This window comes from Paenibacillus harenae DSM 16969 (assembly GCF_000422465.1).
Classification (GTDB): domain Bacteria; phylum Bacillota; class Bacilli; order Paenibacillales; family Paenibacillaceae; genus Pristimantibacillus; species Pristimantibacillus harenae.
Map to the genome: position 1 here is coordinate 434,757 of NZ_KE383846.1, position 23,798 is coordinate 458,554.

Consider the following 23,798-nt stretch of genomic DNA (forward strand, 5'->3'; position numbering starts at 1 on the left):
TCAATTGGAGGTTCCAAAACATGCAAAAAGGAAAACAAAAAACCGGTGTAGTTATCGCAGGACTGCTGCTAGCCATTCTGATGGCATCCATGGACAACACCATTATGGCAACCGCGATGGGCACGATTATCGGCGACCTCGGCGGCCTCGACAAATTTATTTGGGTCACCTCGGCTTATATGGTCGCGGAAATGGCCGGCATGCCGATCTTCGGCAAGCTGTCCGATATGTACGGCCGCAAGCGCTTCTTCGTCTTCGGCATTCTCGTCTTCATGGCCGGCTCCGCCCTGTGCGGGACGGCAAACTCGATCATTGAACTGAGTCTCTTCCGCGCAGTACAGGGCATAGGAGCAGGCGCGCTGATCCCGATTACATTCACCATTATGATGGATGCCGTTGCGCCGGAGAACAGAGGCAAGCTGGGCGGATTGTTCGGGGCCGTGTTCGGCATGTCGAGTATTTTCGGACCGCTGCTTGGCGCTTATATTACCGATCATATTCATTGGGCATGGATTTTCTATATCAATCTGCCGCTCGGCCTGATTTCTCTCGGCATGATTGCCCTCTTCTACAAGGAATCGCTTGAGCACGCGAAGCAAAAAATCGACTGGTGGGGCGCGGTCTCGCTTGTCGGCGCCGTCGTCTGTTTCATGTTTGCAATGGAACTTGGAGGCAGGGAGTTTGCGTGGGATTCGTTCCCGATTATCGGAATGTTCGCCGGATTCGCCTTATTTACAGTACTGTTCATCGTTGCGGAGAAAAGAGCCAAGGAGCCGATTATTACATTCGGCCTGTTCAAAAGCCGCTTGTTCTCGACAAGCAACGCGCTCGCTTTCTTCAGCGGCGCAGCGTTCATCACGGCTTCCGTATACATCCCGATCTACATCCAAGGCGTACTCGGAGGAAGCGCAACGAACGCCGGACTTGTCCTGCTGCCGATGATGCTCGGTTCGGTTGTCACTGCAACCGCCGGCGGCGCACTGATGACGAAGCTGTCCTACCGCACCATTATGATCTCGACGCTGATTCTGCTTGTTGGAGGAATCGCGCTGCTCACGACATTGACACCTGACTCCTCTCGTTTAGCGATTACGCTCTATATGATTCTGGTTGGGCTTGGCATCGGCGGCTCCTTCTCGGTTCTCAGCAACGCGGCGATTCATGCCATGCCTATGCGCCAGCGCGGAACGGCGACCTCTACGCTTAATTTCCTGCGGTCGCTCGGCATGACGCTTGGCATTACGATTTTCGGAATTGTGCAAAGCCATGCTCTCACACGTAAGCTGTCGGAAGCGTTTGGGGGAAGCGGTCTGCCGGCCGGCGGGGAGGGCATTGATTTCAGCGACCCGCATGCGCTGATGAACCCGGAAGCGCGTACCCAAATCCCGGAGCAAGCGCTGGGCAAAATAACGGACGGTCTCTCGTCCTCGATCGTCTTCACCTTTGCGGTCGGCATCATTCCCGCGGTGTTAGCCTTGGCCATCGCCTTTATGATGAGCAAGGAAAAGCTCGACCCTGCAGCCGAAACAGAGCAATACGCAGCGGCGCACTAATCGGATTGAAGCGTACAAATGGCCAACCAGTAAACTCTGGTTGGCCATACCTTTTAGAAATGATGATCAATTTTGCTTTGCGTTTTCCATCCTCTTCTTCTTGGTTCCGAAGGGACGCCAGTTGAAATATCCTCCCGGCATTTCGTATACGGCATTTGCGGCTGTACAGGCTACGAAGTGACGGCTAGCATGCAATGGATTGTTCGCTGTTGATCCGCTTGGTAACGGCTCCCCGGCATAGCCCTTTCTCGTAAGCGCTTCGTCGAACTCTTTCTGTGCCGCCTGTTTTGCCTTGAACAGCATCATTTGTACCCTGCTGTATACATTGATCGCCCCGTCACCCGTCGTTTCGATCGGGAGAAAGATAGCATCGGGGTATCTCTCCGTAATCAAGGATTGAACCCCATCTGAGACGCCGGAAGACGGCATACATCCGAAAGGCTTGACGGAGATGGTCATGTTGACTTTCCGTTTGACCACGTTCAGAATCAACTTGCCCACTTCCATATGCCCTTCCCCGCCGCGCAGCTGATTGTTGTAGTGGTCATTAGCAACCCGGGCGATTTCCTCCATATCGGGCAAATGATAGCCGCGCAAACCGATCATTCGGGCATACGTTTGGAATATCAACCGAATGCCCCGGTCGGCAAGCGCCAGCATAAGTAACGTTGCAACGGGATTCTTACCTTTCAAACCTTTACCTCCGGCATCTGCTTTCCGCAAGCTCATCCGCTTTCGGGTATCGTAGAGCCCCGACCAAATAAGGAACAGGATCCAAGCGGTAACCGATTGAACTTCAACCTCGGCCCCTTCGGTTTCGAGAAACTTTTGCAAATGATAATTGCCGTCCCCTTCCGTCGTCATGGCCCAGAATTCCCCGATGATGCTGACTTTCGGCTTCACGCGCGTCCGATCCACTTTAACGGCTTTCAGCTCCTTGCGGCACCGGATAAACGTCGGGATGAGCGATTTACGCCGGCTTAAAGCGTCATGCATAAGCTCCTTGCAGCGAGCAAGAGCGGCGTCGGTTGAACCTTCCTTTACTTCGTAGGGACGAATGCGGTAACCGATCGCATTCAAGATGTCCCCGAGCAGGACGGCCTTAAGGAAGCTGATAAAAAACGAAGTGTCCAATTTCAGCGCCGATTCTCCTCCGGTCGCCTGCTTCAAACCGTCTGTCTGTTGGAACAAAAGCACTCGAAAGCCGTCAAAGCCCGCATCGCGCAGCGCTTTCCGGTATTCCGTCACGTAAGTACCGAAACGGCATGGGCCGCAGGAGCCGCTCGTCACGAATAGGTAATTGCTGATTATCTCTTCCTTAGACTTCCCTTCCACGTCACGGAGATGGTGCAGGTATTTGATCAAATTGCCGACCGTGAAATACGTCGGATTGCACTGTCCCCGGTTGCCGAATTCCTTGCCATAACGCAGCGACTCGCTGTCCGGACAGTCCATGTGCCGCACCCGGTAGCCGAGCCCGGACAAAGCGCCTTCTACCAGATAATCATGAGCCATCGTCAGCCCGCCGAACAAAATCGTTGTGGACGCTTTGTCTTTGGCCAGAAACCGGCGGGGGACGGGATCAAACCACTGGTGCTTGCCTGCCTGATCCAAACCGAGTTCCTTTTCCTGTTCCTCCTGAAACTTGCGGAGCTCGTCCTCAAGCATATTTTTCTCCATTGCCATAACTGTTTCCACTCCTTTTTAATGTCTTAAATGGTTTTTTTCAAAAGTTCGGAACGTTTTTGCTCTAGACGAAGCTGCAGCTCCGTTTTTCTCGCGGCCAAATCCTGCAGCCGTTCTTCATGCAGCCCCAGGCTGTGGGCATATGTCTTCACGCGGATTTTAATTGAACCGCTTGGTTTGTTCGCATCGATGTCATGTAATGCCGAGAATGGAGTTCCCGACGCGGAGATGATCGAGTCGATCAAACCGTAGGTAGGAGCGTCATGCCCGCATTTGAAGCTGGATAGGTCCAGTACTGCCACATGAGGATGGCGCGCGGCAAATTTGGAAGCCCACACTTTCTGCACGCTGTTGGAACTGAAGTTCTCGGGCCACACGTCGCTCACTTCGAGCGCATATTCCACCCGTCCGCTTTGCAGGTCGTCGCTGAAAAACCGGTGAAGCCATGCTTCATCTTTGGGGATGGAGCGCATGGACAAAATGGGATAGCCCAGAACCTGAAACTCATCCAATACGTTGTGATTCATGCCCGGATCGGAGTGATAAGGGCGGCCGGTCAACAGAATGGCTATACGATTCTCTTCTTCCATCTGCTCCAGAATCAAACGTCCCTTCTCCTGCATTTCGGCATCGAACAATTCCATCGCCTTCCAGCCTTGATCGGCGGCAAAATCACTCTCATCCTCCGTCGCCAACAGATAGTCCCCGAATGCCTCAAACAGCTGTCTCTTCAAAAGATTCGGTTCTGTGAAGGTCACCGCCGGATCCAGATAGACTACCCCTCTGGTCTCAAAGAAATTTACTTCTTTGGTAAAGGCGGCCTTGATTACATTCGGGGCGCCGGCCACAATCGGACAGCTTGTCGAATCCATCACATTTTGGAGATGGGTCGGAATGTGGGTGATACACGGAAAGAAAATATAGTCGAGCGGTTTTTTCTCATGATGTTTAAACAATAAATTGTGAACATGCGCCTGCGCGACTTTCGACGGATAGCAAGGATCGATCGATCCGTATTTGCCGCCTTCCTGCCACATTTCCTCACTCGTATTGTCGCTGAACACGATGTTCCGCTGATCGACGCCAAGCGTCTCTAAGTAGGTCCGCCAAAAAGGCGCAGTCGACCATATGTTAAGGACCTTCGGAATGCCGATGCGCAGACGGTTCCGGCGCTCCGCCGCCGCGGCGGAGGAACGTTCAAAATCCCGCCGGTACGAGGTTTTGCGCAATCCAAACCAGCTGCGCTGCGGCAAGAGGTCATTGTCATTTACTTGTTCACCTGTTTCAGGCAGCGGTTCCGGATCGTAAAAATGCTGGAACATGCGGCGCGCTTCGTATTCCACGAGATTCGGATAATGTTTTTTCAGCTCCTGCCGCTGCTTGGTCAATTTCGTGACGGCTTCCTGGTCTTCAACAGTTCCCTTCTCGCAGCTGAAACCCGAGATGTAACGGGCGGTTTGTCCGTCCGGCGTCTCAGAGTCGATAAAAGTCCGGCTGCAGTTGTTGGGACAGAAGGTACAGCGGGTGGATTCGTCGTTGCGCGATACATAGCTTAGCATTATCGCCGCTTCCAAACCCAAAAACGTGGAATATCCGCGCCGTTTCACCACACGCAGCGTTTCCCTCGCCGCCCCGATCGCCCCCGCTTCGCCCGGGTGAGGATGAACGTATACTTCAGCATCGGGAACCCGCTGTTTGATGTAATCCACCTGCGCTTTTACGGCTGCCAAGTTGTATTGCGTCCCTCCCTGCAGGACGAATTTGCGGCCTAGTTCCGCCATGCGCGGGATCTGCACGACATACTGCCATATGTTCTTCGGGAGGACGAGCGCGAGACCAGCCAGCAATTCCTCCTTGGAATACCCCTCCTTCTGAAAATTGACCCGATCCGCATCGAGAAATACGGCACATCCGTATGAAAATTTTGGTGAAAGGTCCGCCGCGAACGCTGTATCCGCGTAATCCTGCACCGGTATGCCAAACTGATCCGCCATCGCCTGCAGCAGCATCCCGTTCCCGGCGGAACATTGATTGGACAGCCTGAAATCCCGAAAATCCCCATTTTTAAGAAATAACACTTTAATGTCCTGACCGCCGATATCGCATATGACATCAATCTCGCCGAATTCGTTCACGGCGCTCATCATATGCGCGACGGTCTCGACGATGTTGACGTCTGCCTTTAACGTTTTCTCCAATACATCCGCCGCATATCCGGTGGCGCCGAATCCGATGATTTCCAATTCAGCCCCCTGCCCCGTTACCTTATCGCGGATCCGTTTCAGCATTTCTCTCGTATCCTCAAGCGGATTGCCTTTGGAAAGCTGATATTCCTTCAGAAGAATCTCTCCGCTTTCATCAACGAGAACGGCTTTGGACGAAGTGGAACCGCCATCCAGACCGACCGCCGCCCTTATCTTCTGCCCGGGTCCGAAAGTTGCCGGCGTAAAGAGGGGAATCTTGTACGTTTTGCGGAATTGTTCCAGCTCCGTTACGCCGTTTGACAGCGGCGGGCCCGCGTTTTCGCCCAACTTCGCTTTCCGGCCGTGCGCGATAAACTGTTTCAGCCCTTCCAATCCCGTGTAATTGCCCACGCCGGCCGGTTCATGCATGCCGTACATGACGGCTCCATAGGCAGCGTAGTACTGGGAATTGTCGGGTACAAAAATCAATTCCTCAATCGGGATGTCTTTTGGATAATCGTAACCCCGGTCCTTCCAAGTTTGCGGTATGCGCATCCGCCAGCATTCCTGCAGAAACGGCAGGTATGTATTGGGGCCTCCCAGCAGCAAAACACGGTGCCGCAGCGTATTGCCCCTGGTCAGAACGGAAAGGTTCTGCATAACAATAGCATCAGCCAAAGAACACATGATTTCGGCTGAAGGAATACCGCTCTTCACCAGATTGACAATATCCGTTTCGGCAAATACCCCGCACTTGGCGGCCACATGGTGCAGTTTCGAATCGTCAAAGTGCAGGTTCCCCACTTCTTCCATAGGCATTCCCACTTTAATCATGCACTTGTCGATCGTGGCGCCGGTTCCGGATGCGCACTTGTCGTTCATGGATGTCAGCGCTTGTTTACTGCCTGTTTCCTCGTTCACCTTAAATATGATGATTTTGGCATCCTGTCCTCCAAGCTCAATGACACTCCCCACATCGGGATGAAGATGTTCGACGGCCATGGAAACAGCGTTCACTTCCTGAACAAACTTAGCTCCGATATGCTCGGCAATCGGCCCAGCGCCGGAGCCCGTTATAAACGCACGAATGTTCTCCTGCCTGACGTCTTGAAATTCATTTCCGATCGTAACCAGTAATTCCATTACCTTTTCCGCCTGTTTCGTATGGTGGCGCTGATAATCCGACCATACGATTTCTTTGTTTGCCGGGTTGACAACGGTTGCTTTAACAGTAGTTGAACCGACGTCAATTCCGATGATTATACTGTCTAAACGTTCTGGATTATTTTTCATCCCAATGCTCCTTTTCCAAAATCAAAATGATTACCCTGCGTATAAATTAGCCATTCCTTACAAAAAACATGTAACGGTAATTCCTTTCAAGGCTATTCAAAACTTAAGCATATGATTAAGATGTCGTTTTTAAGGAGGCGAGATTGCAATTGTTTTGGATCATTATGGCTCTCTTGTTATTTATCATCCAAATCGCTTCCGTCATCGTCCTCGAATATCGTCGTTCGAACAAAGCGATTGCTTGGCTGTTCATCTTGTTTCTCTTTCCAATAATTGGCTTTCTTCCGTATTATTTTGTTGCGAAAGAATATTCTTGCCATCGTACCCTTCGGCGGAAAAAAAACAGGCATTGGGAATCCTTCAAGTCAGACCTCATTCATCGATGCAAACAGCGAATACCGAAAGATATGATTGAGGAAACCGTCAACCAAGAGAACAACTTGTATCTATTACTTAAAAACATGCCGACCGTCCCTATTACCGCTTGCAATGAAACGACGATATATGCCGAAGGTGAACCAGCCTTTGAAGCGATGCTGGAATCGATAGCGGAGGCCAAGCACCATATCCATATTGAGTTCTACATTATCCGCGACGATAATCTCGGTTCCCGATTTGAAAGGTTGTTGATCCGGAAAGCACAGGAAGGGGTTCAAGTGCGGTTTTTATATGACGGAATCGGCAGCCGTCGGTTAGGGAAGGCCTATTTGAAGCGGCTGCAGGATGCCGGCGTGGAAACGGGGTGTTTCTTCCCCCCGGTATCGACATTTTTCGATAAACGGCTCAATTACCGCAATCACCGCAAAATAGTAGTTGTGGACGGCAAAATCGGTTTTTTCGGCGGTTTGAATATTGGAGATGAATACTTGGGGGAAAATCCGGAAATCGGTTATTGGCGGGACACTCATTTCAGCCTGAAAGGCGATGCCGTACTGTGGATCCAATATACTTTTTTGACGGATTGGTATTTGGTCAAAGAACAAATCATAACCGATTCTGTCTATTATCCCGTTCAGGAAAGTCAAGGGAGAGAATTTGTGCAAATCGTGAAAAGCGGACCGGATGAGACGATTCTGGAGCTTATTTTCTCCCTCATCGTTTCAGCGAAGAAGAGAATCTATATTGAAACGCCTTATTTCGTTCCCGATCCCGGCATCTTATTGGCTCTAAAAACGGCCGTCATCAGCGGGATCGATGTTCGCATTATTATACCGGCCGTTCCCGACAAAAAACTTGTGTACAATGCATCTTTGTCCTATGTCCAGGAATTGCTGCAGGCGGGAGCCCGGTTTTATTGCTATCAGAAAGGGTTCATTCATTCCAAAGTGATTATTTCCGATAATTTGGCTTGCTCTGGCAGCGCAAATATGGATATACGCAGCTTTTGCGGCCAATTCGAGCTCAATGCAGTCTTTTTTGACGGAAAGGTAATTGACCGTTTGGTGCAAGATTTTTTCATGGATCTTAGCCTTAGCAAGGAGATTTTGCTGTCAGAATTCAAAAAGAGGCCTGGAATACAAAAGATGAAAGAAGTTTTCGCCCGGTTGCTCTCGCCTTTGTTCTAGAATAAATATGCCTCCGCAAGGAAAACTAACTCAGATTGACTTTGGCATCAAATGGAGGGAATACAAGATGAGTGTGACACAAGAAAAGCTGCAAGAAGCTGCGGGCAATCTCCGCGTGAAGGATAAAATAGCGGTTATTACCGGAGCAGGTTCCGGCATCGGACGCGCTGCAGCGCTGCTGTTAGCCCGTCATGGCGCAAAGGTATGCCTTCTCGATTTGAACGATAACCGTACCGAAACGGTTGAGAAGCAAATCGAAGGCTTTGGAGGAGAATCGATATTTGTCGATACCGATATTTCCGACCCGGCGCGCGTTGAACAAGCGATCCATACGGCAGCCAGCCGTTTTGGAAAAATCGATATCGTATTTGCGAACGCCGGCATTAACGGAACCGTTTCTCCGATCGAGGACCTATCGCCGGATGAATGGGACAAGACGCTGACAACGAATTTAAAAGGCACCTTCCTGACCGTGAAATACGCCATTCCCCATATGAAAAAAGAAGGCGGAAGCATCGTAATCACGAGCTCGATTAACGGCAGCCGCAGCTTTGCCGGATTCGGCATGTCGGCCTACAGCTCCTCCAAAGCCGGCCAAGTCGCATTCGCCAAGATGGCCGCGCTGGAGTTGGCGCGCTATAAGATCCGCGTGAACGTCATCTGTCCCGGCGCAATCCAAACGAATATCGGCGAGAGTACGAAACGGACGCCGCAGGTTGACAAAATTACGATTCCAGTCAAATATCCCGAAGGCAGCCAGCCTCTCGAGCATGCTCCCGGTCAGCCCGAACAGGTTGCGGATCTCGTGCTGTTCCTCGCTTCGAACGAATCCAGTCATATCTCCGGCACCGAAATCTACATCGACGGCGCGGAAACACTCCTTTAGAAAAAGAGCAGCAATGCTCTTTTTTTCGTTTGGAAGTTGCAAACGGAGCCTGACCTCGAGCACGGCGTTACAGATATACCTTCTATATGAGGTTTACTATCAATATTTGAAACTATCCAGCTTAACTCCACAGCTAGTACCTTCGAAAAGCCCATGAAAAGCGAAAAGTTAATTTTTGCGGGGAAACCCGTAAATGAACAGGATGCAACCGACGAATGAAAACGCGGGAACAAACAGGTTATCGAAGAAACCTATCGTAATTGGCGCACGTGTCACTAGTCCGCTGCTAACCTCTATGGCATTCGCTAACCGCCAGCCAATACGTTCGATTGTATATATGACAGCAGCGGCAACCAGAAACACGGCACCAAGCTTCCGATAAAAATCATTTCCCATTCTTATCCTCCTTTTCTAATATTAATTTCATCCACTCTCGTGCTCTTCATCCTACCACAAATCAAGTGTTGGCGTACCCCCTTAGCGTGTCATTGCCAATTCATCCCGTCTATGCTACAGTTAAGATACAAATGTCTTGATTTAAGTTACCTGATTCAAAAAAACAATTCGAATAACCATGGAGGATCCGCCTTGGACGATAAGAAATTAAAGATCGGCGTTCCGAAGACGGAAGGCCAGCTGTCGATGATGTTTACAAGAGGCGGGCCTCGCGAGGGTGCCGGCAGAAAAGCGATTGGCGAAACCAAAAAAGTTTCTCTCACCCTTACGAAAGAAACATGGGACGAGCTCGAAAACAGATGCAGCACGCTTCATTGCTCCAAATCGGAGCTTTTGCGCGGAATGATTGAATCCTGTCTTGCCAAGTAACGCAGAGAGCGGTGAGGACTGTTGTTGATCGAAATTTCTCAGAGGCTGTTATGCAAAGCGCTGCACCTGCTTTCCGGCGCGGTGTCCGCCAAAAATGTCATTCCTATTCTCACCGGTATGAAATTACACGCCGATCACACCGGACTCACGCTTACAGCCGGTCATACCGGTATGCTGCTGCAGTACAAATTTCCCGCTGACGACGATCAGGTCACCGTGCGCCAGCCTGGAAGCATCGTCATTCCCGCACGTTATTTAACCGATATCATTCGCCATTTGCCTGCAGGAACAGTCTCCATTACGAGCTCAGAAGACTACAATGTTATAATAAGCGCAGGCAACGCGGTTTATCGCCTGTGCGGGATGAGCGTGGATGAATATCCAAGCATCGCAGGGAGCGAGCATTCCGATATCCTTCATTGTCCGAACCTCGCCCTGAAAAAAATGATCAAACAGGTTTCTTTTGCCGTCTCAACGTCCGAAGCCAGGCCGGTACTGACCGGGGTTTCGTGCCGGATTGAAGAAGAGCAAGTCAGACTGGTCGCATCCGACGGCGTTCGGCTGGCTTCGAGAATCATGCCTCTGCAGAAAAAATCCGGGAGCACGTTCCCGGCAGTTATTATTCCAGGGAAACACCTCACGGATTTCTCTAAAATGCTGCATGACGAACAAGCCTCAACCGCTATATCGCTCGGAAGGAACACCATTCTTTTTCAAACAAACAGCATATCCATGCAATCGTCCCTGTTGGAGGGCAGCTATCCTTCGACGGACAAGCTTGCGCCGGAAGCTTTCACCACGGAAATGACGGTCAATACCTTTGACCTTCTGCACGCCTTAGAGCGTGTCTCGCTCTTGGCCGGCGATAACAAAGCGGTAAAGCTGAGCATCGAGTCGGATCAAACGATGGAGCTGACTTCGAGAACGGCAGCAATCGGGGAGGTAACGGAAAGTATAGCGATCGAGGCGCTGGTCGGGGAGAAGCTCGCAATTTCTTTTAACGGCAAATACATGTTGGATATTGTAGGCGTTATGGATTGCGGCAAGGTTCACATTAGGCTGACGGGAAGACGGAATCCGATTATCGTGCAGCCGGCCGATAGCTCCGGATCCCTCTATATCGTTACTCCGATGCTGACGCGGGAATAAGAGCAGCACGGGAGCTGCCCTTATCCTCTATCCGCAATCCATAGGATGCCGATTAACTCCTTTGTCAGGACGACTGCCCCCGTATCGAAATAGACGGTACCATGTCTCTCCTTCATGATCGAGCGCCACATTAAACCGTTGTTGTAAGTCCCGTTGGTGAATATCGTGCGCTCCGGCGAGTCAAATAAACGCATAAAGTCGCGAATAATCGACCGGGCTTCCGGCACGCTCATCGCTTCCAGGTCATGCGCCATTTGTTTGGATAACGCATATTCCAAGAGCTTGCTTAAATCCGGCTCAGTGATTTCATCCAGCTTTACTCCCGGTTTAAAAGCTCCGAACCGGCTTAAGAATGCCTGGATCATCGTCTCTATGTCCTTTTCCTTGTCCCCGTCTATGGATTCGATCGCGATATAAACTTCCGCATATTTGCGTTTTCTTCTAATCTCGGCTTCTAATGCGAAAATCAGTTCTTTCGCTTCCCGCAAACGAAGATTGTCATCCATTGCTGTCGCATCGGCTTGCTCCTCCGCGAACTGCGGCGTCAGCTTAACCATAGGGTGAGTATGCTGTCCGTTTAACGCTTTTCTTTTATTTTCCTTATAACGAATAATGGCGATAGGCAAATTGATGATTCCTAAAAGAAAGGTGCTAAAAAGCGGAATCAACTCCTGAATGGAGGGCAGTTGAACCCCATTTCCGACGGGTCCGGTTTTGGGCTGGCTTGCATCCCAGTAGATATACACCAAGGCGCAAATCGGAAATAGGATGCAAATCACAGACGTAACGATATGAACGACGTATCTCATGACATATGTCCCCGTTTCTTGCTATAGTGTTCTCCTACTTTCATTTCTGCAAATATTTCGAATCTCGCGCAAAGAGGGCCGCAGCAAAAGAAACTCCCTTCTGCCGCAGCCCTCTATTCATACTCATCTATGTTTATTTGTTGTAGAACGCCTCAAGCTCGCGGACGACGGCTTCAAGCGAGCCGTCTACGCGCGTCTGGCGCTGCGGCTTCTCGAACAGTGCAGAGATTTGCGCCGGGAACTGCTGCTCGATACCGCAAAGCTCGATCGCTTCATTGAACTTCGCCGGATGCGCGGTTGCGAGAGACACCGTAATGCCGTGCGCGCCGTTATATTTGTCAGCTGCCGCCACGCCGCAGGCCGAATGCGGATCAAGCAAGTATTCCGTTGATTCCTTATACGCTTTGATCGTTGCCAGGCATTCCTCGCCTTGGACGCCGTGAGCGCCGAATTCAGCCTGCACCTTGCTCAAAGCCTCGCCGGAAATGACGATCTGCTCTTCCGTCTTGAACTGCTCCATCAGCGTGCGGATCTGTGCGGCATCCTCGCCGAGCACGTAATACAAGTAGCGCTCGAAGTTGCTTGCTACTTGAATATCCATCGACGGGCTGTACGTCGTGCGGAAATCGCCCGGCTTATAGACGCCTTCAAGAATAAAGCGCTCCAAAATATTATTTTCGTTCGTTGCGAGAATAAGCTTGCCGACCGGGAGACCCATGCGCTTCGCCAGGTAACCGGCGAATATATCGCCGAAATTGCCTGTCGGCACGCTGAAGTTCACTTCCTTCGCGCCTGTCTTCTTCGCCACTTGGAAGTAGGCGTAGAAATAATAAACGGTTTGCGCCATGATCCGCACGAAGTTGATCGAGTTGATCGCCGCCAGATGATTGCTTGCTTTAAAATCAAGATCCGCGAACAAATCCTTGATCATGCGCTGGCAATCGTCGAAGTTGCCGTCGACCGACAGGTTCAGCACGTTATCTTCCTGCACCGTCGTCATTTGCAGCTCCTGCACTTTGCTCACTTTGCCGTGCGGATGCAGGATACAAATCTTGATGCCGTCTTTGCCTTTGACGCCTTCAATCGCCGAAGCCCCCGTATCGCCGGAGGTTGCGCCGAGAATATGAATCTTCTTGTTCTGCCTGGCCGCAACATACGTATACAGCTGACCCATAAACTGCAAGGCGATATCCTTAAACGCGAAGGTCGGTCCGTGGAACAGCTCTAGCAGATACAAATCATCCTTAAGCTTCCGGACAGGCGTTACTTCCGGATCGCGGAAGGTCGCATAGCTCGCATATACCATTTCCTTCAAATCCTGCGCGGGAATTTCTCCGTTCGTATAATACGAGAAAATCGCAAGCACCAGCTCCTGGTAGCTGAGCTCCTGCCATTCCTTCAGCGTTTCCTCCGAAATTGCCGGGATTTCGCTTGGCACGAGCAGGCCTCCGTCATTCCCGAGTCCCATCATGAACGCATCGATAAATCCGATTTTGCCGACATTGCCTCTTGTACTGATGTACTCCATTTGAAAATAGCCTCCTACATGCGCGCAATTAATCGTCGAATATGGTTGTTGCATCTTGTCATCGTTTGCCGTAATAATCGTTCCTGACAGTATATCATTTTTTTGCGTTAAAAAAAATGTTTGATTTCCGTTATCGCGTCAATCCTCCTGATCGACGACAAGCCCGAAAATCGTCGCGAACGTAATCGCTTGAGCGGGACTTTCCCCCATTATAAACGATTATGATGCCGCCATCGACGCCGATGATGACTTATTGGCAAGTCCCCTCTATAATGGCTTTAAAAGAGAATGGCGGATACAAGTGAAATGAACGACGGAGGTGTGATGATGAACGATGAGCTGACGATCGAGCAGCGCGACCGGATTCTGGGGCAGATGACCGAGGAGCAGCGTCATTTTATCCATCATGAGCTCGTGAGAGGACGTCGAACGCTGTTCGCGCGTCAGCTTGCCCGGAAGAAATGCCAGTTCATCCCGGAGGATGCCCGGTTCGAGGATATCGAGTCTTTTATCGAGGAATGGGACTACATCGGATTTACCGACAGCGGCGAGGTATCGCCTCATACCAAATGCGAATGCGGCCGTTCGCTGCGCTACCAGCATCAGGTCATGCATCTGCCGACGAATACGATGCGCTACTTCGGCATCGAGCATTTGCAGCTGCATACCGGCATCGATGCGAAGACGATATCGGCCATCATGAAGGGCTTTGACGTGCTCGATGCGGAAATGAACGAGATTCTGTGCAAATACCGTGACGGCTGGCAGCTCGGACAGCATGTCTTTCTCCCTTTGCCGGACGCGTTAGAAATACCCCCCGATATCCAAGCCCATCTGGATGTGGAGCTTCCGCTTCTGGGCAAACAGCTGGCCAGGCTGCGAAGCCGGCTGCGCGAGCTTGATCAGGCGGACAGGCAGAAGAGAATCGCGGCTGCGCTTACGCACTTTGAGCCGGCCGTTCAGATCGCGAAGGAGGAGCCGGACCATGGCGGCCTTGATATAACCGCAAGCGGCATGGATGCGGCCGAGGCGCCGATGGAAGGACAGGCTGCCTTCGACTTTGACTTCGTCGACGCGAATGACAACCAAGTCGCGTTCCTGTTCGACGAAGCGGAGACAGGCCAAGCCGCATTCCTCTTTGAAGAGCCGAAGCTAACGCCGAGCGCTCCTCTATCTTCCAAGGATACCGGCGTAAAGCAAGGCTTCGCTGTGAATGCCGGGCAACTTGGCGGATATATGCCGACCGCCTCGAACCCGTTCCACCTGCCCGCAAACGCCCGGCGCGTCATTGACGAAGCTCTGCCGTACGGCCGGATCAGTACGCGTGCCGTGTCCGAATTTATGATTGAACAAAAGCTGGTCCAGGACAGCCGAATGACGACAGGCAAGCCGGCTATCTATATTGCCGTGGCGGCCTACTTGGACAAGCTTGCGTGGGCCGGGAAATGCGAGCTCGCGGCGGCGGACGCAGAGGACCGGATATATACGCCGCTATAGCCCGGCCATTCGAACAATTGAATTGGCGGCTCGTGACCGTCAGAGATAACTTTATCTGGCGTTCTCGGGCGATGACGCATTCGGACAGCTAAATTGGATGGGGTATCGGTGTCACTAAATGATTTCAATGATTTTAAGGGGGCTCACCCCTCTGCTGTCTTCAAAAAGAAAAAGGAGTTGTTACGTTAGATGAGGCAGATTACTCTTCGACAATCCCAAAATTCCGATGTTGAGACAATTGCTAATTTACGGGCAATTGTACTGCGCAACGATTTAATTAGGTTAGGAAGGTTTGATGAAGAGAAAGTCCGTCAACGATTCCGTAATGCATTTGACTCCGTTCATACCTGGATCATCGAGGCAGATTCTTCTTTTGTTGGCTGCATAGCTTTTAAACCGACGTTAGACGGTTATTTAATGGAACATTTTTATATTCACCCCAATTACCAAGGTAAAGGGATCGGCAGTCAAGTATTAAAAAATCTGCTTGAACAAAATGATGTAAAAGGAAAACGTGTCATTTTAAATGTCCTGCAAGGAAGCTCTGCCAGACGTCTTTATGAACGGTTTGGTTTTAAAGTTGAAAGCGAGGATCTTATAGACGTTTACATGTCTTTGATTGTAGAGGAAGATTCCGGAACCGTCGAAGATAGATAAAGGATATAAAAGAGGCTTGCTCCCATTGGATACGGAGCAAGCCTCTCTTTTTTACAACAAAGGAATGATGGCGTTCGCGTAAGCGGCAGCGCCTCTCGGGTTCGGATGCCCGACGGAAGCTACGCGGCACAGCTCATATTGCAGCCCTTCCTGATTGGTCGCAACGCAGTCCACAAGGCGGGAAGGGGCGACATTGCCGTCTTCCGGCGTCATATTCAGGTTGATTCCGTACAAGTAAGGATCGTTCGTAAGCGCGGCGTGCGTCGGGCCATAGTTCGGATCGGCGAATAGAATCCGGTTGCCCCCTTCAGGCGTGGCATTCACCTTATCGATCGCATCCTGGATATGCATCCTGGATTCGTTCATCACCTGCCTGCTCCGCGCAATTATCTGCTGCAGCTGGGTCGCTCCCAGCACGCCGCCGACCGCTCCGCCTGCGGCGCCTCCCAGATGAACGCCAAGCGCGATCAGGAATAATTCGACGGCGGCCAGATTGCTGTTCTCCGAGACCGGCTGGTAGTAGCCGGTCACGATGATCTTCGCCTTTCTAAACCGGCCGGCCACCTTCTTGAGCAGCGTTATCATATCGTCATGAAAAAACTTTTTCGTCAACGGCGCAAGATCCGGCCCGATCGGATTAAGAACGGTCGTAATGCCGATATCGTTCATCCCGCCATCCATCAGCACAAGATCGACGTAATCGTCGATGCCGGCGAACTCGTCCACCTGCTGCATAACGGTAGGATAGGAGGTGGGCACTTCGCCGGGCAAGCGGGGGCTCACCGTCGTATCCTCCGCGCCGATGGTTGCCCCGGAATGAGCAAGCACCGTTTTGTAAAAACCGATACCTCCTTGCTTGGCCTGAACCGCCGTACCGACCAGACTGTGAAACTTCTCCGGCTCCAGCAGCCCCTGGCCCCATTGGATCGAATCTCCTAACACGAGCATATGAACGGTATCCAGTACCAGACCTATATCGTTAGACGGCGTGCCATCGGACAGCATTACTTTCACGCTGACCGGCTCGCCCGCTTCACTCTCCTCCACATCCGTTGGACGGATAAGCGTGAATTCCAGCTCTGTCGGGCTGATGAACCGGACGTCCGGCATATTCAGATCGTTTACTTTGACCATCATCCCTTCGGCAAAGCCGCTTCCGGACAGCTTCACCTTGTCTCCCGGGCGGACGCGAGACTGACCGGCCGCTATTAATTTCGGCAGCACATAGATAGTGCCGCGGTTCGACAAGGTCCCGTCGCTCTGCTTGACTTGCACCGCATGACTGCCGCCTTGAAGCGCCGGAACGGTGAGCTGGAGCTGCGAATCGCTGTATACCTGCGTCTGGGCTGCCGCGCCGCCGACCGTCGCGACATCGCTTCTCGTGAACCGGCTGCCGTATAGGGTCACTTTATCGCCCGCGAAGGCCGAGTCCGGCGACGTCGAGTAAACGGCCGGCTCAAGCAGCTTCCGTCTATACTCATCCGCATCGATCGCTTTGAACGAAACCGGCTCGCCCTGCCAGTTCCCGTCTGTGCCTCGCAGTCCGGCAACGCCTGCCGCTCCTTGCGGACCCATTTGTCCGTTCGTGCGCGTGCCCGGGCCGCAGCCTTCGACCGACCAGACCGAATCGCCGACGGCGCCGCCCTCGCCTCCCGGTCCCGGAATGCCCGCCGATCCTCCCGCGCCGCCTCTGCCGCCTTCGACCGCTACGTTGAACCCGCCCGAATAATGATCGAGGACGGTTTGCGGCGCAAATAGCGAGAGCTTCCCGCCTCGTCCGCCGTCGCCGCCGTCGCCGCCGTGGCCTGCTACGCCTCCCCGGCCGCCATTGCCTCCCGAGCCGGCGCCGCTCTTGCAGAAGCCCCAACCGTCGGCTACCGCTTTCTTGCCTTTAGAGCCTTTGCCGCCGGCTTGCCCGTCCTGACCGTCGCCGCCGTCCGTCCCGTCCTGACCGCGCAGGTCAAAGATCGGACGGCCGATCATCTCCAGCACCCACACTTCCAATTCCGGCGCATGCGTGCCGTCAAACCCCGGCTCCCCCTTCACACCGGCGATCCCGTCTATGCCGGCCACGCCGCTTAGCGAATTTGAAATGCTTCTCTCAGGCGGCGGGGATAGCTGCGCTCTCTTCTGAGGCTTGCGGATATCCGGGCGCTCCCATGTGAATGTCACATTGGTTCCGACGGTTATTTTCTCCGCAAGCAGAATGAGGTATTTTTGCGGGTTCTTCAACACAACGGTCGTATTGCTCTCAAGATGAATTTCCTCGGCCACCCAATAAGCGGTATCCAGCTCAATGGTTCCCGCTGCCGTGACTGCCCCTCCCGCTGCAATGCTGCGTGGCGTCACCGCCTGGTAGGATCTAGGGATTTGGTACTTAGGAAGGTTCGGAATGTACGGGATTTTAGGGATAGTTGGAATCGTGGACTTATTGGGGATCGCAGCTGTCCGTTTCGGAAGTGGAACCGCTTTCAAAAACACGGCTTTGCCGCCGGTTGGGACCAGCTTAACCGAATCCTGAATTTGCGAATGTGCCGTAAACGCGGATTGGAATAAAGTTTCAGCGCCATAAACACTTGCGCTTGGTTTCGTGATCCCCGGCTGGGGGACGATCTTGCCCTGCAGACTCAGCTTGCCGAGACCGGACAGGCTCGTAATGCCGATCGACTCTAACACCGCTTTATGCTGATTGAGCTTGCTTTGCACCACATCGGGCGAGGCCAGAAACTGGGCTTTATTAATGACTGTCGGTTTAATCAGAAACTCGTTAGGAATTGAAACGTTGGGCATAAACAACTCTCCTTCAATTTCCATATTTTTATTCATTTAGTCATTCGATTGAAGTTGTTCGTGATTACGGAAATCAAATCCTTCCGCGAAAAATGTCACCCGCAGAAACAGGTAATTTCTACTATTAAATCAAAGAAAAAACCCGAATCCGTCACTTCCGTGACTAGTTCGGGCTTCCTAACAGAGAATCACTCAAATAAGTCGATTTGCTGCGGCGGAAGATCCTTCTTCTCATGCCCTAATAGATCCATGAGTTGAAAAGCATTTGATGCAGCGTCACCGCCGGAATTATTATTAAAAATGACGCAAATTTCCTTGGTATCTTTTTGGAGGCACTCAAGGTTATTCTTCCATTCAAGCAATTCTTCATTGCTGTAACGATACAGATACCTTACTTCTCTCCAGTTAGTTGTTCCGCTTGAGGTCCACCCTTGTGTGTTCCTACCGTGAAACCGTACTATTGTTAGATCATCATTGGATGGCTTCAAAACAGTCGGAATTGAACCTGGGAATACCTGAGGTTCATCACAAATGCTATGAATCCAACCTTCTTGCCGCATAAAGGATAACGTTTTCTCTCGCATTTCCGGGCTGAACCAGCTTTGATGGCGAAATTCAAGCGCTAATGGAATATTGCTCATTCGCTCTTTGGTCAAACGCAATACGTTTACATTTTTACGATCACAATCAAACCATGGAGGATATTGAAACAGGACCGCTTTTAATTTTCCGGCATGAATAACAGGATTGATTGACTCCCTAAAAGACTGAAACATCAAATCCATTTCTACATCCGAATATTTCTGCCGCGTATGTCCTGTCAGCCCTTGATAGGCTTTAATTAGAAAGGAAAAATCCGACGTTGTATCAGATATCCATCGCTCGTAAAGTTCCGATTTGTGGATTGCGTAATATGAACTATCAACCTCAACTATGGAATAATATTGGTTATATTCCTTTAGCTTTTGTTGAGGCTTAATTCCCTTACTATATATCAGATCGTGGTCGCCCCAACCAGCAAGACCAATGGAAATCATATATTCACCCTTTTTTTAAGAATAAACCGGTATAGCCCCCGACCCTTGATTTTCCCCATGCTTCATCCCGACGGCTACACTAAAGAATAACATCACGTCCAATGCATGCTCAAATATTTCATCTTGACCATCTTCATCATCATTCCCCGCCTTCTTATCATTATCATTGTCATCCGAAAGTGTTTACAACATCAAAACGTAAGAAACGGATTTTTTTTTTTACGTCACGGTTTGTTATACTGGGATTATCCTTGAACAGAAAAGGTGACGCAATGAGAAATAGTAAATCAACACGATTGTCTTCCCCGAGAATTATTATAATGGGGTTTGGCTTAGTCATACTAATTGGAACCATATTATTGGCTCTACCGCTGGCATCAGAAGCAGGCGAAAGCATAGGCATTCTAGATGCCTTCTTTACATCTGCTTCGGCTGTATGCGTGACAGGGCTCATTGTAGTAGATACTCCTTCTGCTTTTACTACATTTGGTGAGATCGTGATCATGTTTCTTATTCAGGTAGGTGGTCTTGGTTTCATGACTTTTGGAGTTATTATTGCGATCCTCTTGGGAAAAAGAATAGGGCTAAAAGAACGATTACTGATACAGCAGTCCACCAATACTTCCTCAGCTCAGGGTGTAGTGCGTTTATCATTAAACATTTTTCTTATTTCAGTTGTCATCGAAGCCATATCAGCCTTAATCCTAACATTCCGTTGGATGGGGGAGTACGGGTTTATGCGTGCGCTTTATTATGGAGTCTTTCACTCGATCTCGGCGTTTAACAATGCCGGCTTTGCGCTGTGGTCTGACAGCTTGATGCAATATGTTGGTGATCCTGTAGTAAATCTGTTGATTGCATTCCTTTTTATTACAGGCGGTATTGGATTTACGGTAATTCTAGATGTTTCGCGCAAAAGAAGTTGGAAGGATCTGTCCTTACATACCAAGCTTGTCTTATCAGTAACAGCCGTGCTGATTGTAGTTGGGACCATCATGATATTTGCTCTCGAATATAATAATCCTGCGACACTCGGAGACTTGTCGACAACGGATAAACTCTGGGCAAGTTTTTTTCAGGGGGTTGTTCCTAGAACGGCTGGCTTTAATACCTTGGATATAACGTCCATGATGGCACCTTCTCTTTTCTTTATTATTTTCTTAATGTTCATCGGTGCTTCTTCAGGGTCAACCGGCGGCGGAATTAAAACGAATACATTTGCCGTTCTTGTACTTTCCGTTTTCTCCACGATTAGAGGTCAGAGTGATACTCAGATCTATCAAAGAAGAATTGAACTTCAGTTTGTTATGCGGTCATTATCTGTCATTATTATATCCTTGGGCGTGGTGCTGGTCTCCGCGTTTTTATTGACCATCACGGAAAGAAACTCCATGGAAAACTTAGATTTCTTAACGATTTTATTCGAAGCAACTTCAGCATTCGGCACCGTTGGATTGTCTATGGGACTAACCTACGAACTTTCACCCTTAGGAAAAATTATTATTATATTTACAATGTTCATTGGAAGACTTGGACCGCTCACTCTGGCATTTGCGTTGGCTCAAGCATCCTATAAACAGTCATATCGATATGCAGAAGAGAAAATATTGATTGGTTAAACCAAGAAGCTTATATCTGCCAAAAGTCCAATCTAATCAAAACCAAGGGAAGCACGAGCGGCCCTTTGAGACTGCGGAAACGGATTGAACGTCCGCCTTTTAGAGCCGCTAGTTTATTGGCCAAAAAGAAGTTTAGTTGAACGCTAGGATTGTGAGGACGCTGAAGCTTTATTTCTCCGCTTACGGAAAATCAGAAAAAGCCCGATTCCATTGATTAAAATTAAACCAAAAATCGTATTGCCGAGTGGCGCCCATCCGTCCTCTCCTGTCAATAACAGCGACAGGACGACCTTTCCGATAAGTGTAATATTGATAATAATTATACCCAATTTCAGGGAGTGCCTCCAAAATGCCGCTCCGATTAAAACCACAAAGATCATCATGAAAATAAGTGTCGCAATTGCAGACACAGGATCGCTGAGCAGCATTTTCTCGAACTCCAAAACGGTCTGCATTTGCGGATTAATCGTTTCCGGTGCGGGGAACCAGACCATGCTGCTCATCATGAGTACGAAAGTTGCAATTAATCCTTTCCAGCTGCGTTTGTAGGCGAAATAAGCTAAAATAATCAGAAAAATCGGGCGGATATACCAGCTTAACGGGTTAAGATGCCGTTGAAAGGCCCAATCCAACATTTCATTAATATCCAAAACGTTCACCCCTCTTATTTTTCAGGCGTTGCCGTTAATACATCGGCAGCAGCGCTGAACATCATATTTTCAACCTCCGAATAAATTTCCTTGTCAAAATCCTGTCTGTGAACGGCTATCAGCATAGCCGCACGCATAAAGCCGACAATGACCGACGGTTCTTTATTAATCATCTGTCCCAGTTGCTGTTGCTCTGTAATATAATTCATTAAGGGGACCACGTTCCGCTGCATTTTTCTTCCGACAAATTCAGGCGTTACTCTTCGCGTCACCAGTTCCATCTCTTCCGGATGAGTGATCAGCCTCTTCGTCAGCGGATTTGTATCCAATTCATGTACCATTTTCCGTAAATAGGCGATGACTCCGACGTGCGCATTCGTTGTCTCCGCAACAGCCTTCCATACCCGTTGTTCCATATCGGCCGCTTCCAGTTCCAAAAGCGCTAAATACATTGCTTCTTTCGAGTCAAAAAACACGTAAAATGTACTTTTTGCAATTCCAACCGCTTGAGTGAGCTGTTCAAGTGAAGTTTTCTTCAATCCTTGCGCAATAAATAACTTTTTCCCTGCTACGATCAGTTCTTGAAGAAGTTTTTCTTTTTCTGCGGGAAGGAATTGTGGCATTGGATCACGCTCCTTTTTACAAACAAAAAAACGTTTTGTATTTTTGTTTTTATAAGTACATATTACACCTGGAAAATTACGATGTCAAGATGTGTTTGATCTTAGACGGCAGCACGCAAAAGTTCCTTCATTATCGGAACAACCGCTATTGACAAACCAACTACTATGTGTTACTTTATAGAGGTAGTAAGTAATACTGAATATCAGTCATACAGAATAGTAGGGGTGATTGTGCTGGAAAACATAACGGAAATGCTCAAAGGCCTGCTTGAGGGCTGCGTCCTTGAAATTATAAGCCGCGAAGAAACCTATGGCTACGAAATCACGCGGCGGCTGAATGCCCTCGGCTTCACAGATGTTGTGGACGGGACGGTGTACACCATCCTGATCCGGCTTGAAAAAAGCAAGCTGGTGGAGATCACCAAAAAGCCCTCCGACATGGGGCCGCCGCGAAAGTTTTTCGCGCTCAACGACGCGGGGCGCGAGGAGCTGCGGAGGTTCTGGGGGAAATGGGAGTTCGTATCATCAAAAATTAACGAGTTAAAGGAGAAAAAATAATGAATTTTTGGGAAAAAATCACCGGCAGCGACATGACTAAAGAATTTAAAACGTTTGAATCGCGAGCCAAAAAGCTGCCGGCTGATTATCAAGCGGCATGGAAAAAAATTAATGCCAATCTTTGGCCGCACTCAGATTTTACCAGTCGCAACCTCATGCCAATTCTTGACGGTGTCCTTGGCCTGCTCGAAGAAACGGCGGCGGACGGTCAGCGTGTCCATGAGGTTTTGGGTGACGATATCAAAGGCTTTTGTTCAGCGCTGGCCGGCGAAGAAGGGGCAAAGTCTTATCGCGACAAGTGGCGCGAGCAGCTCAACAATAATATCGCTAAAAAATTAGGTAAATAGGAGGATAAAAATGAGCATACAAGATATCATCGAAGGCAAAAAAGAGTGGCGAGCGCATGTGGCGCGTGTCAAATCGCTCCCGCAAGATTATCGGATTGTTTATAAAGAGCTTCAAAAATATCTCTTTAAGGTCGGCCCTGTTGAGCTAACCGACGGGACGGGTTTGCTCTCGGGGATTGTCGATCTTTTTGAAGAGGGCGCGGCCTTGGGGAAAGGCGTGCTCGAAGTGACGGGCAGTGACGTAGCGGCTTTCTGCGACGAACTAATCAAAGATTCAAAAACTTACGCTGACATCTATCAGGAATCTGCCCACCAAGAAGCTAACAAGGCCATAAAAAAGGTTACGGATAAACCAAAGTAAAAGGGGGGATATCGGGATGGAAAAAGCAATCGAAGTAAAAGGACTGCAAAAATCCTACAAGCAGCATCACGTCTTAAAGGGCGTGGATTTCGAGGTGGAAAAGGGCAGTATTTTCGCCCTGCTCGGCTCCAACGGGGCGGGCAAGACAACGGTTGTCAAAATCCTCACCACGCTGCTCAAAC

General features: G+C 50.0%; 21 protein-coding genes. 12 read left to right on the forward strand and 9 right to left on the reverse strand.

The window, feature by feature from the left end; translation table 11 throughout:
• Window positions 1–20: 20 nt before the first annotated feature.
• Entirely contained in the window at window positions 21–1,553 is a 1,533-nt protein-coding gene (locus tag H581_RS0132485; protein WP_029192890.1) for an MFS transporter, read from the forward strand.
• A 66-nt stretch (window positions 1,554–1,619) separates the two neighbouring features.
• Here the strand turns inward: H581_RS0132485 and H581_RS0132490 are convergent, their stop codons facing one another.
• Window positions 1,620–3,239: a 2-hydroxyglutaryl-CoA dehydratase gene (locus tag H581_RS0132490; RefSeq protein WP_029192891.1), complete on the reverse strand. Its 1,620-nt coding sequence runs from the start codon at window positions 3,237–3,239 to the stop codon at window positions 1,620–1,622.
• A gap of 26 nt (window positions 3,240–3,265) precedes the next feature.
• On the reverse strand, window positions 3,266–6,715 hold the full coding sequence (locus H581_RS0132495) for a BadF/BadG/BcrA/BcrD ATPase family protein (RefSeq protein WP_029192892.1): 3,450 nt from the start codon (window positions 6,713–6,715) through the stop codon (window positions 3,266–3,268).
• 143 nt (window positions 6,716–6,858) lie between these two features.
• Between H581_RS0132495 and cls the strand changes: the two genes are divergently transcribed.
• Both cls and H581_RS0132505 read left to right on the forward strand, forming a co-directional pair.
• Window positions 6,859–8,280, forward strand: a complete 1,422-nt coding sequence (gene cls / locus H581_RS0132500) for a cardiolipin synthase (protein WP_425414676.1) — start codon at window positions 6,859–6,861, stop codon at window positions 8,278–8,280.
• 67 nt (window positions 8,281–8,347) lie between these two features.
• A complete protein-coding gene (locus tag H581_RS0132505) occupies window positions 8,348–9,166 on the forward strand; it encodes an SDR family oxidoreductase (RefSeq protein ID WP_051251531.1) in 819 nt (272 codons plus the stop codon).
• A 168-nt stretch (window positions 9,167–9,334) separates the two neighbouring features.
• Here the strand turns inward: H581_RS0132505 and H581_RS0132510 are convergent, their stop codons facing one another.
• Window positions 9,335–9,562, reverse strand: a complete 228-nt coding sequence (locus H581_RS0132510) for a hypothetical protein (protein WP_029192895.1) — start codon at window positions 9,560–9,562, stop codon at window positions 9,335–9,337.
• A 192-nt stretch (window positions 9,563–9,754) separates the two neighbouring features.
• On the opposite strand from H581_RS0132510, the gene H581_RS0132515 reads away from it, so the two are divergent.
• Together H581_RS0132515 and dnaN are read left to right on the forward strand one after the other, a co-directional pair.
• On the forward strand, window positions 9,755–9,991 hold the full coding sequence (locus tag H581_RS0132515) for a hypothetical protein (protein WP_029192896.1): 237 nt from the start codon (window positions 9,755–9,757) through the stop codon (window positions 9,989–9,991).
• Between the two features lie 24 nt (window positions 9,992–10,015).
• On the forward strand, window positions 10,016–11,140 hold the full coding sequence (gene dnaN / locus H581_RS0132520; protein WP_029192897.1) for a DNA polymerase III subunit beta: 1,125 nt from the start codon (window positions 10,016–10,018) through the stop codon (window positions 11,138–11,140).
• Window positions 11,141–11,160: 20 nt separating this feature from the next.
• On the opposite strand, the gene H581_RS38700 is transcribed toward dnaN, so the two are convergent.
• Both H581_RS38700 and thrC read right to left on the reverse strand, forming a co-directional pair.
• Complete coding sequence (locus tag H581_RS38700) at window positions 11,161–11,949, reverse strand: hypothetical protein (RefSeq protein WP_211231521.1); 789 nt, start codon at window positions 11,947–11,949, stop codon at window positions 11,161–11,163.
• A 133-nt stretch (window positions 11,950–12,082) separates the two neighbouring features.
• Window positions 12,083–13,477, reverse strand: a complete 1,395-nt coding sequence (gene thrC / locus H581_RS0132530; protein ID WP_029192898.1) for a threonine synthase — start codon at window positions 13,475–13,477, stop codon at window positions 12,083–12,085.
• 306 nt (window positions 13,478–13,783) lie between these two features.
• Between thrC and H581_RS0132535 the strand changes: the two genes are divergently transcribed.
• Window positions 13,784–14,974: a DUF3895 domain-containing protein gene (locus H581_RS0132535; RefSeq protein WP_169507567.1), complete on the forward strand. Its 1,191-nt coding sequence runs from the start codon at window positions 13,784–13,786 to the stop codon at window positions 14,972–14,974.
• A gap of 189 nt (window positions 14,975–15,163) precedes the next feature.
• A complete protein-coding gene (locus tag H581_RS0132540) occupies window positions 15,164–15,631 on the forward strand; it encodes a GNAT family N-acetyltransferase (RefSeq protein WP_029192900.1) in 468 nt (155 codons plus the stop codon).
• Between the two features lie 51 nt (window positions 15,632–15,682).
• Here H581_RS0132540 and H581_RS39445 read toward each other — a convergent pair whose 3' ends face one another.
• Both H581_RS39445 and H581_RS0132550 read right to left on the reverse strand, forming a co-directional pair.
• Window positions 15,683–18,421, reverse strand: a complete 2,739-nt coding sequence (locus H581_RS39445) for an IPT/TIG domain-containing protein (RefSeq protein WP_029192901.1) — start codon at window positions 18,419–18,421, stop codon at window positions 15,683–15,685.
• 188 nt (window positions 18,422–18,609) lie between these two features.
• Window positions 18,610–19,458: a DUF72 domain-containing protein gene (locus H581_RS0132550; protein WP_029192902.1), complete on the reverse strand. Its 849-nt coding sequence runs from the start codon at window positions 19,456–19,458 to the stop codon at window positions 18,610–18,612.
• A 272-nt stretch (window positions 19,459–19,730) separates the two neighbouring features.
• Between H581_RS0132550 and H581_RS0132555 the strand changes: the two genes are divergently transcribed.
• The gene (locus H581_RS0132555; RefSeq protein WP_029192903.1) at window positions 19,731–21,077 is read left to right on the forward strand and encodes a TrkH family potassium uptake protein; all 1,347 of its coding nucleotides are present in this window, start codon (window positions 19,731–19,733) and stop codon (window positions 21,075–21,077) included.
• Window positions 21,078–21,220: 143 nt separating this feature from the next.
• Here H581_RS0132555 and H581_RS0132560 read toward each other — a convergent pair whose 3' ends face one another.
• Window positions 21,221–21,727 (reverse strand): hypothetical protein, encoded by a 507-nt coding sequence (locus tag H581_RS0132560; RefSeq protein ID WP_029192904.1) that lies wholly within the window; start codon window positions 21,725–21,727, stop codon window positions 21,221–21,223.
• 14 nt (window positions 21,728–21,741) lie between these two features.
• Entirely contained in the window at window positions 21,742–22,350 is a 609-nt protein-coding gene (locus H581_RS0132565) for a TetR/AcrR family transcriptional regulator (RefSeq protein WP_029192905.1), read from the reverse strand.
• Window positions 22,351–22,602: 252 nt separating this feature from the next.
• Between H581_RS0132565 and H581_RS0132570 the strand changes: the two genes are divergently transcribed.
• The 4 genes from H581_RS0132570 to H581_RS36160 all read left to right on the forward strand — a co-directional run.
• On the forward strand, window positions 22,603–22,908 hold the full coding sequence (locus H581_RS0132570; RefSeq protein WP_281169599.1) for a PadR family transcriptional regulator: 306 nt from the start codon (window positions 22,603–22,605) through the stop codon (window positions 22,906–22,908).
• Window positions 22,908–23,255, forward strand: a complete 348-nt coding sequence (locus H581_RS0132575) for a DUF1048 domain-containing protein (protein ID WP_029192907.1) — start codon at window positions 22,908–22,910, stop codon at window positions 23,253–23,255. Before H581_RS0132570 ends, H581_RS0132575 begins: the two co-directional genes overlap by 1 nt.
• 10 nt (window positions 23,256–23,265) lie before the next feature.
• Window positions 23,266–23,616, forward strand: coding sequence for a DUF1048 domain-containing protein (locus tag H581_RS0132580; RefSeq protein WP_028609872.1), 351 nt, complete (start codon window positions 23,266–23,268; stop codon window positions 23,614–23,616).
• A gap of 16 nt (window positions 23,617–23,632) precedes the next feature.
• Window positions 23,633–23,798: ATP-binding cassette domain-containing protein (locus H581_RS36160; RefSeq protein WP_036718379.1), on the forward strand; the 166-nt coding region annotated here is incomplete at its 3' end.